The sequence below is a fragment of the Acinetobacter sp. YK3 genome (genome assembly GCF_001729365.1).
In the GTDB taxonomy this organism is placed as follows: Bacteria; Pseudomonadota; Gammaproteobacteria; order Pseudomonadales; family Moraxellaceae; genus Acinetobacter; species Acinetobacter vivianii.
In genome coordinates, this window is sequence record NZ_LZPJ01000016.1 from 13,425 (window position 1) to 29,506 (window position 16,082).

A 16,082-nucleotide genomic window follows, 5' to 3' on the forward strand; every position below is an offset into this window, starting at 1 on the left:
TACGGTCGTTTGATATAGAAAATAAAGATGCAAGATAAAGAACGCTATAACTTAATCAAAGCCATCATTCTCATCTCAGTCGCAACAGGAATTGTCGGGATTTCTCTTGGATCAGTTGCAGCCAGTTTTGACCTGCCCATGTGGATTCCTCTCGCTCTTTCCTTAACTGTATTGGCAGGTGCAGCTGAATTTACTTTTATTGGCATGATTGCAACAGGAGCAAATCCTGTATTTGCCGCATTCACAGGTATACTCATCAATTTGCGTCATTTGCCTTTTGGATTATCGGTTGCAACATTTATTGAGAAAAATGTCTATCACTTTATTGCCTGTCACATCATGAATGATGAAAGTGTGATGTTCGGACTGAGTCAACAAGAAGCACATTTGAAAAAATGGGCTTACTGGATGTGTGGCCTAGGCATCAGCATACTTTGGCCACTCGGTGTATTCATCGGTTATCTGCTGAGCAAAAATATTCCTGATATCTACGTCTTTGGCATTGATGCAGCATTCCCAGCCATTCTTTTTGCCTTGATCCTGCCGATGCTCAAGAATAAAACCACACGAAATCGAGTATTTCTAGGCACATCACTTTCCTTAGCTTCTATTCCCTTACTGCCAACAGGACTTCCTGTTTTAGTGTCCATGCTTGGTTTAATGATAGGTCGAAAAACAAAATGAAATACAGCGAAAGTTATATCTTCATCGGCATTGTTGTACTTGCTTTAGGGACGTACCTGATCCGTTATTCAGGCTTTTATCTGGCAAATCGCATTGAGATCAAAGAGCATCATAAACAATTATTGGCTGATTCTGCCTGTGTTCTGCTGTTCACCTTAGCGGTATTTAATACAATTTTTACTGAAGCTCATTTTAGTGGCATCAGTAAAATTATTGGCGTTTCGGTTGCAATCATTTTTGCATGGAAAAAATATTCTCTTATTGTGGTGATTTTAGTCGCCATGCTCATTACCGCTATGTTGAGATATTTCGGTTTAACATAAAAACAAAAAAAGCTCTTTAATCCAATAAAGAGCTTTTAAGGGCCTTATACAATCATCAAGATTTTATAAGGCTACAATATAAAATTTATAACGGAGTACGCGGCTGACTTTCTGGGTTAATATCCAAAACCGTTTTCTCATGTCTTACACTCGCAGCAGCTTCTGCGGCAGCTTGCTGTGCAAGTTGAATTTGCTCTTTACGAAGATGATCAATATCTTTGCGCAATCTCTTAATTTCCCAACTGGTTTGGAAAACGCGGAAAACCTGTACGCCTAGAAGTAAACCAACAACAACACCTAAGACTAACGTCAATAAAAGTAATAACCCCAAACGCATCGCTGGAACTTGAGTAAATAACAAGTCTACTTGTAGCTCAGCCGGGTTTTGAAGTACCAAAGCAAGTGAATAACCAAAAATGGCAACGAGTAATGCAATTAAGACATAACGCATAAAGACCTCAATACTTATTCAGCAGATTCGTTTACTGCATCACGAAGTGCCTTACCAGGTTTAAAGTGTGGAACTGCTTTCGCTGCAACATCAACTGACTTACCTGTTTTAGGGTTACGGCCTAAACGTGGTTCACGGTGATGTAATGCAAAACTACCAAAACCACGAATCTCAATACGATCACCGCTTGAAAGTGCTTCAATCATTTGATCAATCATGATCTTAACTGCATCTTCAACTAAAGGTTCAGCCAAGTGTGGGTTTTTAAGAGCAATCCGTTCAATTAAATCAGATTTATTAAGTGCTTCAGTAGTCATTGATGACCTCTTTAATTATCGCTACTTTCCAATGTTTTTAATAATAACCTGTTTAAATACAAAACGGTAGCGCAGTACATGATTACTACGCTACCGTTTACAGTATTTTTGTATAAAAAAGTACGTCTCTGTTACAAGAAACGTACTTTTTAACAAATTACTTCATTTGAGCTTTAATTAAGTCACCAATAGTCTTAGGACCATTGCTTTCTGCAGCTTGAGTTGCAGCAGCTTGGCGAGCATTGTTCACAGCTTCTTTCTCTTCAGCTTCGTCTTTCGCTTTGATAGACAAATTGATAGAGCGAGATTTGCGATCAACGTTGATGATCTTAGCTTCAACTTCTTGACCAACTTCTAAGAATTTAGTCGCATCTTCAACGCGGTCACGGTTGATTTCAGAAGCTTTAAGTGTTGCTTCGATGTCATCAGCTAATTTAACTGTAGCACCTTTAGCATCAACAGCAGTTACAGTACCTTTAACTAAAGCACCGCGCTCATTCGCAGCCAAGAAGTCATTAAATGGATCGCTGTTTAATTGCTTGATACCAAGGCTGATACGGTTGCCTTCAGCGTCAACAGATAAGATAACTGCTTCAACTGTGTCACCTTTCTTGTAACGACGAATTGCTTCTTCGCCTTGTTCGTTCCAAGAGATATCAGACAAGTGTACTAAACCGTCGATACCACCAGATAAACCGATGAAGATACCGAAGTCAGTGATTGACTTGATCGTACCAGAAACTTTTTCGCCTTTTTCATTTGCTTTAGCAAACTCTTCCCATGGGTTAGCACGAGTTTGTTTGATACCCAATGAAATACGACGACGTTCTTCGTCAACTTCAAGAACCATAACATCAACTTCGTCACCGATCTGAACAACTTTAGATGGGTGGATGTTTTTGTTAGTGTGGTCCATTTCTGAAACGTGTACTAAGCCTTCAACGCCTTCAGCGATTTCAGCGAAGCAACCGTAGTCAGTTAAGTTAGTTACACGTGCTTTAACGATAGAACCTTTAGGGTAACGGCTCATGATCGCTAACCATGGATCTTCGCCTAATTGCTTAAGGCCTAAAGATACGCGGTTACGCTCGCGGTCAAACTTAAGTACTTTAACTGTAACTTCTTGACCAACTTCAACAACTTCTGAAGGGTGCTTGATACGCTTCCAAGCCATATCTGTGATATGTAGAAGACCGTCAATACCACCAAGATCAACGAACGCGCCGTAATCAGTAAGGTTCTTGATCGTACCTGTAACTGTTTGACCTTCTTCAAGTTGAGCAAGTAATGCTTCACGGTCAGCTGAAGATTCAGCTTCCATAACTGCACGACGAGATACAACAACGTTGTTACGTTTAGCATCAAGTTTGATTACTTTGAACTCTAACTCTTTACCTTCAAGGTGAGTTGTGTCACGGATAGGACGAGTGTCAACTAAAGAACCTGGTAAGAATGCACGTACAGGGCCGATGTCAACAGTGAAACCGCCTTTAACCTTACCAGAGATAACACCAGTAACGATTTCGCCGTCTTCAAAGATTTTCTCAAGTTTAGTCCAAGTTTCAGCACGTTTCGCTTTTTCACGTGATAAAACTGTTTGACCCATACCGTTGTCAAGCGCTTCAACAACTACGTCAACAGTATCGCCAACTTGAACTTCAAGTTCACGTTGTTCATTTAAAAATTCAGCACGGTCAACAACGCCTTCAGATTTAAGGCCAGTGTCAACAGTAACCCAGTCAGAATCGATACTAACAACAGTACCTTGGATGACTGCACCCTTTTCAACGTTGAGGTTTAATTCACTTTCTTCAAAGAGGGCTGCAAAAGATTCGGTCATGATATACCTGATAAAGTCCGCGGTCTTGGATCAGACAAGGCCGGTTTAGTTAAGTTGTTACATTGTCCAAAAAATCTGATCAAGCAATGCTTCAACTGAAAATAAAAGGGTTTATCTATTGAATACGGCTATCGATATAGTCCACCATTAACTGAAACACTTCATTGATGCCTATTGTAGAACTATCAATGACATACGCGTCTTCAGCTGGCTTGAGCGGAGCAACAGTTCGCTCCATATCTCTCTTATCTCTAGCCTGTATGTTAGATAAAATGTCGCTTATTTTAGCATCAAGACCCATACCCTGCAACTGTTTTACTCTACGCTCTGCACGAGATTCAGCCGATGCAGTTAAATAAATCTTGGCTTGGGCTTCTGGAAAAATTGATGTCGCCATATCACGTCCATCAGCAACCAGACCCGGCGCCTGAATAAATGCACGTTGACGTTCAAATAATGCTTTTCTTAATTCTGGAACAGTTGCCACTTTAGATGCATACTCACCGACCTGCTCTGTGCGAATGGTATTGGTGACATCAACACCTTCCAGAAAAACAAGTGTTGCTACTTCTGTAGATTTAAATTCGATATCAAGCTGTGTGGCGTATTCAACACACTGCTCTAGCTTGATATCAAGCTGATCCAGCAAACCATGTTGAAACAAAGACAGCCCAAGTAAACGATATAACGCACCAGAATCTAATAAATTAAAACCATAATGTGCGGCAATTTTTGCAGCCAATGTGCCCTTACCAGAACCACTTGGACCATCAATCGTAATAATATGAACTGTCATTCCCATCTCTTATGAAGCAACTGATTTGGCTAATTTTGAAAAACCTAGTGTAATCGCTGCTTTGAGTTGTGCAAGAACTAATTTACTTACAAAAGGTGCTTTTGCTGTAAATTCAATCTTATAGGTCACCAAAGTTACAAAAGGTGTGATTTCTTTAAAGTCAATTTGCCCCAAATGGTGTTTTACCAATGGATTATTGATCAACTTATATTCAATTCGTTTATTCTCTTCCAGTAGCGTGATTTCTTCCTGAAGCGGTTTAATCGGACCAAATCCCATGCGGCGAATTGAACCAATCCCGTCAGGACGTTCTGGATCAGCAGAATCTTTCACACGAACCACCTGTAATGGTGCAAATGCCTTGTTATAGGTTGCGTGTTTTGACAACAAGTCAAAAACCTCAGAGATCGGTGCATTGAATTCTTTTTCTATCGTGATTGCATTACGCATAACTTCGCCTTTTGATTATATCCAAAAACATTGGAGGCTTAGTGTGCCATAACTCATGAGACATTTTTAATCATTTAAGGACGTTTTTGACGAACGGATTTTCTTCTTTTCACTTCTTCTTTGTTTGAAAAAATCACTTAACTGCAAGGAACATTGTGCTTGCAGACAGCCTTGCTCAAAAACAAATTTATGATTGTAATAACCACTTTCGAGTAATTGTCTGGCACTGACCAGAGAACCTGCTTTTGGTTCAGTCGTGGCAAAAACCACACGCTTCACCCGTGCATGCACTAAAGCCCCCACACACATGGTACAAGGTTCAAGCGTAACATACAGTGTCGTATCTTCAGGCAAACGGTAGTTATTTAAAGACTGACACGCTGCACGTAAAGCCTGTATTTCTGCATGTGCAGTGGGATCTGAAAGTTTAATCGGTGCATTATATCCTGCACCAATGATCTGATCATCACTGACAAGAACGGCACCGACAGGAATTTCTCCCTGTGATGCCGCTAATGCAGCCTGCTCATAGGCAAGCTGCATCCAGTATTCATCATTATGTTTTTCTACAGTCATATCAGCTTAAGCAATCACGCCATAGTGCTTCAACAACGCATTCCAGCTCTCAATATTGGTTACAGGTGCACAGTCGCCCAAGATACCTTTGAGTGTTAACTGTTCTGTTGCTTTCCATTCAGGTGATAAGTCTTTATCAACCAGACGGGCACGCACACCTTCAACAAAATCAGGATGACGGATTTTCCATTCAGAAATTTGGGCTTCTAATGCAAAAACTTCATCCCACGCATGGCCTTGTTTACCCCATTGCCATAACAACCAGGTAATTGCTGCAGTGCTTGGTGAACCTTTTTGCAGGTTTTCACTTGCCTGGCGTAACCAGTCACTACTTGCATCACTGAGGCCAATAATCGATTGATAGTCATATTCAAAGTTTTGCCCACGACAAACACTATGAATTACATCAATTGAATTTTGCAAAGGACCCGCAGCAACAGGACGATGTAAGCTATTCAAGGTATCGTCAATTGCACGGAAAGCACCCGCTGGATAATGATTCCAATCGACATTTAAAACTTTTTGCAGCACATTATCTCGTTGTGCTTCACAAATATGCGTTGCCCAACCTACGCTGAATGCGCCTGCTGCGGTCATAATTGAACCAGTTAAACCAGTAAATAAACCGATTTGACCACGGTCAGCAAGGAAGCGGCTTGCGCCCACATCTGGGTATAAACCGATATTGATTTCAGGCATTGCCAGACGCGAATATGGAGTAACCAAACGGAATGGCGCTGCCATAAACAAGCCTAAACCACCACCCATTACATAGCCTTCGCCCCAGACAACGATCGGTTTTGCGTAATTATGTAGGAGTAAATCAAGCGCATATTCTTGCTGGAAAAATTGATTCGCTGTTTCAACTTCTTTATTAATGACAAGCTGACGTAATTTACGGACATCTCCACCTGCACAAAATGCTTTTGGTGTCGTCGAATCGAACCAGATCGCTTTAACACTTTCATCTTCATGAAAATGCTCAAATACTTTAAGCAGAGCACTTACAATCGGCTCATCTAAAGCATGCAGTGATTTAGGGCGATTAAGACGAATGATTCGCCAACCATTTTTTGCATGCTCAATAACTAAATCAGGATGATAGCTATTTAAATCGGGAGAAGTCATTATGCGTCCAATTGCCAGTCTATAGGCTCAATGCCATGTTGTTTCAAATATTGATTAGTTTTAGAAAATACTTTACAGCCAAAAAAACCACCACGGTTTGCAGCAAGTGGTGATGGATGCGCTGCTGTTAAAACAAGGTGCTTGTTACGGTCGATACGTTGTCCTTTACGCTGCGCATAAGCGCCCCATAAAATAAACACAATATGTTCGCGCTGCTCATTCAATACATCAATGACTGAATCGGTAAAGTCTTCCCATCCCTGTTTTTGATGTGAAGTTGGCTGTCCTGCCGCGACCGTAAGTACACTGTTGAGTAATAACACACCTTGTGCCGCCCATTTACTCAAGTCACCATGACGAGAAACAGGAACACCCAGATCAGTATTTAATTCGTGAAAAATATTACGCAAAGATGGCGGTAATGCAACCCCTCTTTGCACAGAAAAGCTTAAACCATTGGCCTGATTTGGACCATGATAAGGATCCTGCCCCAGAATCACGACCTTCACTGCATTTAATGGTGTGGTATTCAATGCATTAAAGATCTGCTTGCTTGGTGGATAGATGACTCTTTCTGCAAGTTTTTCTTGTTGTAAAAACTCACGCAAATTATCCATTTTAGGGCTCAGAAGAAACTCTGATAATGAGATTTTCCAAGACTCGTCCAACTGAACTTTATTAAGTTTGTCCTGTTGCTGTTCAGTAAGTTGCATCAACATTCCTTGAAATAAATTCTTTTATTTAAGTGAAGAATACTTAAATATTAACTTGTAACTCTACATTCGGATTCTGGAATTTTGTTCCTTTTTTCAGGTTTTCGTACATCTGAACGTCACTCCATTCAACCTGTACCTGTTCTGAAAAGACAATCTGTTCCAGACTCAATTCACCCATTTGTGTATTTTCAATATCTTCCTGAAAACTCTGTGCATAGCCAGTATCTGTTTCATGCACAATCACTGAATACACTTCAACGTCCCCTTCACCATTCTGGGTAACAGTTGAATTTAACACTTGCTGAGCGAGATAGAAAAAGATACGCGAAAACTGTTCTGCCGATGGCGAAACGGGTAAGGAAATCCAGCGCGCACTGAATGTCTTGCATGCATCAATATAAGCAGGGTCATCTTTCTGCCAAAAACAGATTGCATGATCGAAGCTATCATATAGCTCCTTAATAACGCCTTTGAGTAAACCGAAATCATAGACCATTTGCCCATGATCCAGCTTTGACGCTTTTAATAATAATTCAACTTTATAACTATGCCCATGAATCGAACGCTTACAACGATCCGATGTACAGTTACGTACAATATGAGCATTCTCAAACTTAAACAATTTACGAATTAACATGCACCAAGCTAATCTTTATCTGCAAACGAATTTTATTATAAAGCAAAAAAACATGGATTGGGATTGATTTTAAACCTTGTCACCATTTGATTAACCAATCCAGAAATTTACTGGAAAGGTGAAAGACTTCTTGAATAAACAGTCACTTGCTTGTCTTTACGCGCTAAAGCGCTGGTAAATTGACGTTTTCGTTCGCTTAAAACCACTTCAATTTGTGCAGTAAAATAGTTGGATTTACTATCCAGCAAATCAGCGGCATCAGATTTATTCTGTTCTTCTATCCCAGAAAATGCATTGAGCTGCCATAAATCATCAATATTATTGAAATAAGTCAAATTCGCCTGTTTCGCTTTTAGCTCTTGTTCAACCGCTTTTACATCGACTTTTGGATCAATACTGGCCAATAACAAGGCTGGTGCCGTATTCATGTTGACTTTGGTTGGTTCAGGTAATGCCGTGACATAAGGTTTAATCAAATCATAATTCTTACCCTCAAATCCTCTGACCAGTTTCAACTCTTCTACACTATGAAATTTGGTATTTGGCGTTAGATAAGCAGGATCCAAACCCTGATAATAACTACTTTCGGCTCCCATTGGCCCCGTGGTTTCGTCATCAACATCTTGCCAGTCAATTACGGCCTGACTTAACTCAGCAGGCAAACCTACCCGTTGTAGCAGCTTTTCAAACCAGCGTTGCGCAGCTTCATCCACCTTTGTTCCATCGGCTTTCACCAGATTATTAAGATTAAATTTTCCAGATTCATCAACCAAACGACCAGAAACATATCCATCATCTACAGGAAATGGCGGCATCGGTTTTGCCCAGTTTTCCTGTAAATGGTCAATACTTTCTCCATTATCGCTATCTTGTATCAGCAATTCCGAGAAAAATGCCTCTGCACTTTTTGCATAAAGCAGAGATTGGTTTTGACGCATTAAATAACCCGTGTTTTCGGCAGTATTGGTTTGTCGCTTGGCAATGGTCGCCGCTAGAATGGTCGCCAATGCGACCATTACCAGAATCGTTAATAGAGCGATGCCATGTTGAGATGAATGTTTTTTCATGACATTACTGACCGCCTGCATCTGAATTATTATTGAGTAGACTATAAATCCACTCATAGTCTGTACCAGCCACTGTCAACTGAACTTTGATTCCAAGCGGTAATTTCTTTAGTTCAGCGATATTACTTGGATCACTATTTTCAGGCCATTGCGTCGATTCTTGGGGATTCAAAACAATCACTTTAAATTGATCTACATTTTCCAATAAAGTACTTGAAACTGGCTGTACCCGATTAGGAATATTCAGATTTGAATATTTGAGGCGATAAACTTTCTTTTGTTCAGCATCATAACGATATTCAATACGCTCGTAAGGCGACAAACCTTGTTTCAGTGGGTCAGAAACACCAGCCTTGCTGAATGCAAAGTGCTGATCATTCAAGACAAGCGCAGCTTGCAACTGTCGTCCATCATTGGCGGTCAAAGGTATGATCTGCAAACTATCCCGCAAGAACTGCTGATAAGCATCCTGCAAGGCAAATAAGTGCAATTCATGTTCTGCATTACGGTCTTTTACTTTTACTAAATAATCAAATACTTTCCAGCCCAGCATCGAAAGTACTGCAAAGATTGCAATTGCAACCAATAACTCGACCAGAGTAAATGCGCGTGTATATTTCATTATGTTCTAGCTTTGGCAGGATAGTTAAAGAACACAAGATTGGTAATCCCCGCTTCGACCTTACCTTGTTCTTTATTGAATAAACTGACTTGGAGTTCAATTCGTTGGATTTTAGGACTGATTGTAGATTGTGCTTTTTTATCGATTTGCCAAGTTTCCCCTTGAGAGGTCACTTGCTTGGATTGTGTTCCATCCAGCCATTCTTGATTCATTTCCATCATTGCCACTTCATTCATGGCCACGAATTGTGCTTTGGTTCTTAAAATGGCATTTGATGTCGATTGCGTATATTGCATCGCTACCTTGGTTAACGCAATCGCAGCAACAGCAAAGATCGCCAACGCCACCATCACTTCAAGTAGAGTAAATCCTGAAGCAGGTCTACGCCGAGCAACGCTCGGCCCTGCTGCAAGGCCGAAAGCTATGCTTGAGGTGCGAGGTTTCTGTTGTACAACAAGACAAGAATCACTCTCTGGACAATATACTAAAGACTTAATTTTCATTGACCTTACCCAAATGATCCAGCTCTAGCTCATGTCCAATCGGCTGTTGCGCATAATAAAACTGGATTCGGACAGGCTTCGCTTCACCATTTCCAAACCAGATGAGTTGAGGAGCCTTACCGCCCAGTAAATCTTCATTTTTTGCTTTGTTATAATTTGCTGTATCTAAACTTTGTATACTCAAAGACACATTATTGGGTAATTGACGCGTCTTAAACTCTTTATACAGTTGCCAAGTGCGGTCAGCCTGCTGAATCTGTTCAAGACTCTGGTCATGATATTCATAGAGGTTATAACTGAAAGGTGCAACATCCGTGGCATTTTGAGTATTTAATGCAAAAACTTTTGCCTGATCAGTGGCTTCTTTATTAATTTTTTTCAGATCGAGAATAAACATCTCTCGGGCTTGCATAGCGCGGCGTTGATCAACACCACCAATATTCAAAACCACAAGAGATGCCATAATCGTCATAATAACGATCACCACCATCACCTCAATCAAGGTAAAAGCCTTTTGTGAATGCTTTGGTGATCTCATTATCATTTCAACTATGCAAGCGCAGTTTCGACCAGCTTCGGTAATGCCAAAGCCTGCTCAATATAAGCGACACGTAAAGTATCTCGAGAACCCAGATAACGCTGATAGAAACTCGAATTCAGGATAACGGCTGCGCCATAGGTTAAAGACCAGATCGAAGCAAGGTAATCCCGCGTTGTCATGGTACTGTTAATACCCAGCAAATAACTTTCCGTCATGCGGATGATGATACGCAAACGCTGTCTACGCACCTTATATAACTCACTGAATAGTAATTGAATACCCTGTCCAGTGGTCGAAAGCCGCTCTTCTATCTGATGGAATAAGGCCGTACGCTCAGGATGATGCAAATGGTGCAACATAAAGAAAGCCAAATGTTCAGGAAATGCCTTTTCGGTATCCTGAATCATTTCCAATAACATGCGCTCATTACGAATAATCAGCAACATATACAGCTCATCTTTACTTTGAAAATGCTTATATAACGTGCCTTTAGCAAGATCCAGCTCAGCTGCCAACGCATCCAGCGTCATACCCGCTTCACCATTTTCTAACAGGAGTTGCTCCGCGATTTGAAAAATTAATACTTCTCGTGCTCTAAACTGAGCTTGACGATCCATTTTCACGTAATAACTCTCTTTCCTAATACAACAAAACCGTTTATTTCAAATTTAAGAGATTTTCAAAATTTTGTGTTGTAATCATGCCAATCTCTTCAAGCGATTTATCATATACATCACTTAAGGCTTTTGCTACAAAAGGAACATATTTCGGTTCATTGCTTTTACCGCGATAAGGCACTGGCGCTAGATAAGGACTATCTGTTTCTATCAAAAGACGATCAAGCGGCACTTGCTTTGCCACATCCCGTAAATCCTGAGCATTTTTAAAAGAAACAATCCCAGAGAAAGAAATATAGTAACCACAATCCAAAACGGCTTTTGCTGTTTCCCAATCTTCGGTAAAACAATGCAAAATACCATGGGTAGACTGCTCTGCACGAATAATATCAATGGTATCTTGCTTGGCTGCACGGGTATGCACAACCACAGGCTTTTTCACGATTTTTGAAGCTTCAATGTGTCGGGCAAAGCAACGCTTTTGTTCCTCGACGAAATCTGTACTGTGATAATAATCCAGTCCCGTTTCACCCAAAGCCCACACTTTATCGGATTGAGCAAGATTGACAAGATAGTCTGTTGTCGCACGCGCCATCACTTGTTCATCCTCGCATGGATGAACACCGACAGAATACCCAACATCGTGATGTCGGGATGCGATTTCTGCCAACTTTATATGATCTTCAAGATCAACCGAAATGCCCATGAATTTCGAAACACCCGCAAGACGGGCTTGCTCAAGTGCCTGATCCAAGTCGCCTTGATAAGGGCTTAGATCCAACATGGTTAAATGGCAATGCGTATCAACAAACACTCTTCTATCCTATTTACTTCATAACTACATGGTATAACTTGGACGATCCAGACCTTTGGATCCGGCCAGCAATTTCTCAGCTTCATTTTTATAATACACGCCTTTTTCACCAGCGAGCTGTATTGCAAAGCCTTGTGGCTTAAAATGCGTCTGTTTATGAGAAATCCAGATCACTTTTCCAGTCAATGGAATCTTTTGGGATTGTTCCGGAAGTGTTGCCAGTACAAAAACTTCCTGTCCCATTTTCACCGCTTGTTTAGTTGGCACAAATAAACCGCCGCCTTGTACAAAAGGCATATAACTTGATTGTAAGGTCGCTTTGTCTGGAATGTTGACCTGTATAATTCCGCCCATCATTTGTGGTTGCATAACTTTCCCCTGTTCAATATTGAAACACAAAATCTAGAACGTCTACTTTCGACGTATAAAACATCCGAATGTTTCCATCTGATTTATAGCCTATCTTTCGTGATCGTTCATTTAATATCTATACGTCTTATATGACTGAATTATAGAAAACAATCCTGCAAACAACAAATGATGTTTAGGTTAAATACAATTTAGGGCATTTAAAAAAGCAGCTTATTTATCACTTTTTCGAATAATACGTGCCGTAGTTTTACAACAGATGACAGCTTGAAAGAAATGATAAGAAAAATACAGATGTGATTTAGAAAAAAACCGCTCTTGTGAGCGGCTTTTTAATAATGATAAAAATAAAGTTTTTTATTTTTCAGTACATTTATAATCAAAGTCTAATTTACTAATCGCTTGATCGGTATTTCTGGCAATGACAGAAATGTTGTTGGCCCCAGCTTCAATATAAAATTTACCACTGAACTGATTTGCGCCAGCACCACGGACATGATTGAAAGAGTAGCTATATACACATTCGTAAGCTTGTGAACCCGCATTAGACGCATTAATCTGAAAAGATGATCCATTAATATTTGAAATAAACTTCGGTTCAGCCATTGCCATGCTTGGTAAAATCACAAATGACAACGCAATCGCGATAGATTTAATTTTCATCTCGATATTCCTTATTTTTTAATATTATTGTGAAGTGTTTCACATTTTATATTCTTTTTTGATCAAGGATTAAAGAGCAATGTACATTTTAGATACAATTTTTACATAAGTAATATAAAGCAAGGTAATGAACTTATTTTAGAGGCAAGTTCATTCCCTGTTTTATTGAAACAATCAGTCAGCCGAGTACTTAAAGCACGATTAAGCTACATTCATCAACTGAATAAACAGCTCATCCATTACCAGTTGGGTTTGAACATTCTGCTCAACCATGCGTTTTTTCTGCTGCAAATCAGAATAGATTCCAAATAGCTGCTCAAGGTTATAACACTCGACCAAACGACTAAAATCCAGATCATCATTTTTAAGCGCCTGATTGAGTTTCAAACTAATCAAATCACCCAGCAAATACTCAAACATGGTCATAAATTCTGAAAAATTAAGCTCTTTAGACCATTTATTTGAATAGTTCAAAGGCATATTTTTTTCTGCAACCAACTTCAACCAGTCAGTAAGGAAAATAGCGCGTTTCTGCAACCATTCACTTTTTTCAATTTCAATCGCCGTTAGCGGCATATCATTGGCAAGATTCAGCAATAATGACACTTGGCTTGATGAAATTTCTGGAATTTGCTGTTTGACAAAAGTCTGCGCATCTTCAAGCGTTAAACGATCTAACGCAAAATGCTGTAATCGACTGCGAATGGTGGCAGGTAATTTCAAATAATGATCAGCAAGTAAAATCAATACGACTCGCTCACCCGGTTCTTCTAGCGTTTTCAACAAAGCATTTGCAGAGGCTGTATTTAATGCTTCCGCAGGCTCAATGACCACAACACGCCAGCCTTCACCTGTTTGTTGAACAAATGGCAGTAAGTCACGTATTTTCTCAATCTTGATTTTTGCGTTTTGTTTTTTATTTTCTTCGTCTGTAGTGATATGCACATAATTAGGATGTGTATCCGATTTTAGCCATTGGCAGCTTGTACATTCACCACAAGCAGCTTGTGCCTGTTTATTTAAACAAAGCACCCAAGCAACAAAACGTTCAGCAAACTCTTTTTTGGCGCAGCCTTTTTTGCCATAAAATAATAACCCATGTCCCAGATGAGGAAATCGTGTACTGAGAAGTTCCCAAGTCTGTGCATGCCAGGGATACAGTGTTTTCATTTGAGTATCGACCATAATCTTATTCAAATGCACTCACAGGCATTGTATTGAGACGATCTAAATCCGCCTGTGTATCTACGCCTGGGGGTAAGTTCGCTTCTGCAACATCAATCGCAATGCGATGACCATTTTCCAAAACACGTAATTGCTCTAGGCTTTCTAGTTTCTCCAGATTGCCCTGTTCCCAAGTCACGTATTCTTGCAATAATTTCACACGGTAAGCATATAGACCTAAATGACGGAAAGCCTGTGTGTGTAGCGTTGGTAAAGCTTGTTTTGCGCCGTCACGATCATAAGGAATGGTCGCACGACTAAAATAAAGCGCTTCATTACGATTGCTCATCACCACTTTCACGATGCTATCACGTTGAAATTCATCTAACTGATGGATCGGCTCGCACAAAGTAGACATTGAGCATTGTGGATTATCAATCAAAAGCTGTGTGACCTGTTGTACCAGTTGAGCAGGCAATAAAGGCTCATCACCTTGTACGTTCACAATCACATCGTCTGCTGACCAACCTTTGATACGAGCAACTTCGCTTAAACGATCCGTACCAGATGGATGCTGAGGATTGGTTAAAACCACATCCACACCTTCTGCCTGACAAACCTCTGCAATACGAGGATCATCTGTTGCTACACATAAATCATCAAAACCAGCAACTTTTTTTGCCTGATCTACCACCCGCAAAATCATTGGTCGACCATGAATAAGGAGTAATGGTTTTCCTGGCAAACGAGAGCTCGCAAAACGAGCAGGAATAACAATATGCTTCATGATAGATCTCTAAGAAAGTTGAATCCCGACCTGTTTTAATTGCTGTTTTAACAACACATAACAGTCAGGCGATAAAACTGCTTCGACGGGTACCACCCAGATCGGAATATTAAATTCAGGATGTTGCTTTAATAATGCCTTGAATTTTACGGCATCTTTTTCAGTGGTAATGATTGCATCTGGATTATCAAAACTTAAATCAGCAATTTCATAATCATGATGATCTGGAAATTCATGCGCTTGATATTGATCAACTTCGAGCTTGCTCAAGGTCTGGTAAAAACGCTGTGGGAAACCGATGCCCACCACCGCATTAAAATATTGCTTTGGATCAAACCAAGGCGTGTCCAGATTGGCATTTAATAAATAAGGCTGGCCTACTTCTAAATGCATGTTCTGCTTAGGCTGAGCAACTTTGGTATGTTCAATCACTGTACTGTGGTTTAGGCGTGATTTAGGTTCTCTTAAATAACCTTCTGGCAATAATTTCTCATTACCCAAACCACGATTTTGATCCAGTACAATCCATTCAATTTCGCGTGCTAAGGCCCAATGCTGTAAACCATCATCACTAATAATCAGATCAAGTTGTTGATTTTGCAGTAACAGCTCGATTGCACCTTGACGATTTGGGCCAACAGCCATCGGAACTTGTGTCGACTGCACAATAAGACAAGGTTCATCGCCAGCAGCATCAGGTTCGGAGGATTGAGTGACCAAGAGCGGAAAAGGCCCTTCGGCCCCATAACCACGACTGATCACACCGACTCGAACGCCCTGTTGTTGCAAGTATTTGACCAACTGGATCAACAAAGGTGTTTTGCCGCTACCACCGACCGTAATATTACCAATCACCATGACTGGGACTGGTGCTTTATACACTTTTTTTAGACCATTTTTATAAAGTGCCTGATTGGTACAGAAGCCCAATCGATACAACCATGACAGTGGGCGCAACACCACCAACCATGAAGCCTGTTCATTCCAGGCATCCTGAATACGTTGCGCCATCGACAT

Annotated in this window: 22 protein-coding genes; 2 read left to right on the forward strand and 20 right to left on the reverse strand. The window is 40.4% G+C overall.

Going from position 1 to position 16,082, the window contains the following annotated elements; translation table 11 throughout:
• Positions 1-27 precede the first annotated feature (27 nt).
• On the forward strand, positions 28-684 hold the full coding sequence (locus A9Z07_RS02270; protein ID WP_005257890.1) for an AzlC family ABC transporter permease: 657 nt from the start codon (positions 28-30) through the stop codon (positions 682-684).
• Positions 681-1,007, forward strand: a complete 327-nt coding sequence (locus A9Z07_RS02275; RefSeq protein WP_069576587.1) for an AzlD domain-containing protein — start codon at positions 681-683, stop codon at positions 1,005-1,007. The genes A9Z07_RS02270 and A9Z07_RS02275 overlap by 4 nt, the downstream gene beginning before the upstream one ends.
• 85 nt (positions 1,008-1,092) lie before the next feature.
• On the opposite strand, the gene A9Z07_RS02280 is transcribed toward A9Z07_RS02275, so the two are convergent.
• From A9Z07_RS02280 to lpxK, 20 genes are all read right to left on the reverse strand, one after another.
• Positions 1,093-1,458, reverse strand: coding sequence for a lipopolysaccharide assembly protein LapA domain-containing protein (locus A9Z07_RS02280; RefSeq protein WP_004772496.1), 366 nt, complete (start codon positions 1,456-1,458; stop codon positions 1,093-1,095).
• A gap of 14 nt (positions 1,459-1,472) precedes the next feature.
• Positions 1,473-1,775 carry an integration host factor subunit beta gene (locus A9Z07_RS02285; protein ID WP_004653854.1) on the reverse strand — a complete coding sequence of 101 codons (303 nt, stop codon included), beginning with the start codon at positions 1,773-1,775 and terminating at the stop codon, positions 1,473-1,475.
• A 157-nt stretch (positions 1,776-1,932) separates the two neighbouring features.
• Entirely contained in the window at positions 1,933-3,615 is a 1,683-nt protein-coding gene (gene rpsA, locus A9Z07_RS02290) for a 30S ribosomal protein S1 (protein ID WP_004772497.1), read from the reverse strand.
• 115 nt (positions 3,616-3,730) lie between these two features.
• Positions 3,731-4,411, reverse strand: a complete 681-nt coding sequence (gene cmk / locus A9Z07_RS02295) for a (d)CMP kinase (RefSeq protein WP_069576589.1) — start codon at positions 4,409-4,411, stop codon at positions 3,731-3,733.
• 9 nt (positions 4,412-4,420) lie between these two features.
• Positions 4,421-4,861, reverse strand: coding sequence for an SRPBCC family protein (locus A9Z07_RS02300; protein ID WP_004772501.1), 441 nt, complete (start codon positions 4,859-4,861; stop codon positions 4,421-4,423).
• 66 nt (positions 4,862-4,927) lie between these two features.
• Positions 4,928-5,437 (reverse strand): tRNA adenosine(34) deaminase TadA, encoded by a 510-nt coding sequence (gene tadA, locus A9Z07_RS02305; RefSeq protein ID WP_069576591.1) that lies wholly within the window; start codon positions 5,435-5,437, stop codon positions 4,928-4,930.
• 6 nt (positions 5,438-5,443) lie between these two features.
• Positions 5,444-6,568 (reverse strand): enoyl-CoA hydratase/isomerase family protein, encoded by a 1,125-nt coding sequence (locus tag A9Z07_RS02310; protein ID WP_171067027.1) that lies wholly within the window; start codon positions 6,566-6,568, stop codon positions 5,444-5,446.
• Positions 6,565-7,278: a uracil-DNA glycosylase gene (gene ung, locus A9Z07_RS02315; RefSeq protein ID WP_005257897.1), complete on the reverse strand. Its 714-nt coding sequence runs from the start codon at positions 7,276-7,278 to the stop codon at positions 6,565-6,567. The genes A9Z07_RS02310 and ung overlap by 4 nt, the downstream gene beginning before the upstream one ends.
• Positions 7,279-7,321: 43 nt before the next feature.
• Positions 7,322-7,918: a 6-pyruvoyl trahydropterin synthase family protein gene (locus tag A9Z07_RS02320; protein ID WP_069576593.1), complete on the reverse strand. Its 597-nt coding sequence runs from the start codon at positions 7,916-7,918 to the stop codon at positions 7,322-7,324.
• Between the two features lie 107 nt (positions 7,919-8,025).
• Positions 8,026-8,985 (reverse strand): type II secretion system minor pseudopilin GspK, encoded by a 960-nt coding sequence (gene gspK / locus A9Z07_RS02325; protein ID WP_069576618.1) that lies wholly within the window; start codon positions 8,983-8,985, stop codon positions 8,026-8,028.
• Between the two features lie 4 nt (positions 8,986-8,989).
• The gene (gene gspJ, locus A9Z07_RS02330; protein ID WP_069576595.1) at positions 8,990-9,607 is read right to left on the reverse strand and encodes a type II secretion system minor pseudopilin GspJ; all 618 of its coding nucleotides are present in this window, start codon (positions 9,605-9,607) and stop codon (positions 8,990-8,992) included.
• Positions 9,607-10,032 carry a type II secretion system minor pseudopilin GspI gene (gene gspI / locus A9Z07_RS02335; protein ID WP_227516925.1) on the reverse strand — a complete coding sequence of 142 codons (426 nt, stop codon included), beginning with the start codon at positions 10,030-10,032 and terminating at the stop codon, positions 9,607-9,609. The genes gspJ and gspI overlap by 1 nt, the downstream gene beginning before the upstream one ends.
• Positions 10,033-10,099: 67 nt before the next feature.
• Complete coding sequence (locus tag A9Z07_RS02340; RefSeq protein ID WP_069576597.1) at positions 10,100-10,648, reverse strand: Tfp pilus assembly protein FimT/FimU; 549 nt, start codon at positions 10,646-10,648, stop codon at positions 10,100-10,102.
• Positions 10,649-10,659: 11 nt separating this feature from the next.
• A complete protein-coding gene (locus A9Z07_RS02345) occupies positions 10,660-11,268 on the reverse strand; it encodes a TetR/AcrR family transcriptional regulator (protein WP_004772516.1) in 609 nt (202 codons plus the stop codon).
• 40 nt (positions 11,269-11,308) lie between these two features.
• Positions 11,309-12,082: a TatD family hydrolase gene (locus A9Z07_RS02350; protein ID WP_069576599.1), complete on the reverse strand. Its 774-nt coding sequence runs from the start codon at positions 12,080-12,082 to the stop codon at positions 11,309-11,311.
• Between the two features lie 24 nt (positions 12,083-12,106).
• Positions 12,107-12,451, reverse strand: coding sequence for a PilZ domain-containing protein (locus A9Z07_RS02355; RefSeq protein WP_004772519.1), 345 nt, complete (start codon positions 12,449-12,451; stop codon positions 12,107-12,109).
• Between the two features lie 357 nt (positions 12,452-12,808).
• Positions 12,809-13,114: a hypothetical protein gene (locus tag A9Z07_RS02360; RefSeq protein WP_004772520.1), complete on the reverse strand. Its 306-nt coding sequence runs from the start codon at positions 13,112-13,114 to the stop codon at positions 12,809-12,811.
• Positions 13,115-13,315: 201 nt separating this feature from the next.
• Positions 13,316-14,299: a DNA polymerase III subunit delta' gene (locus A9Z07_RS02365; protein WP_047427893.1), complete on the reverse strand. Its 984-nt coding sequence runs from the start codon at positions 14,297-14,299 to the stop codon at positions 13,316-13,318.
• A gap of 4 nt (positions 14,300-14,303) precedes the next feature.
• Complete coding sequence (gene kdsB / locus A9Z07_RS02370; protein WP_047427897.1) at positions 14,304-15,065, reverse strand: 3-deoxy-manno-octulosonate cytidylyltransferase; 762 nt, start codon at positions 15,063-15,065, stop codon at positions 14,304-14,306.
• Between the two features lie 9 nt (positions 15,066-15,074).
• Entirely contained in the window at positions 15,075-16,082 is a 1,008-nt protein-coding gene (gene lpxK, locus A9Z07_RS02375) for a tetraacyldisaccharide 4'-kinase (protein ID WP_069576601.1), read from the reverse strand.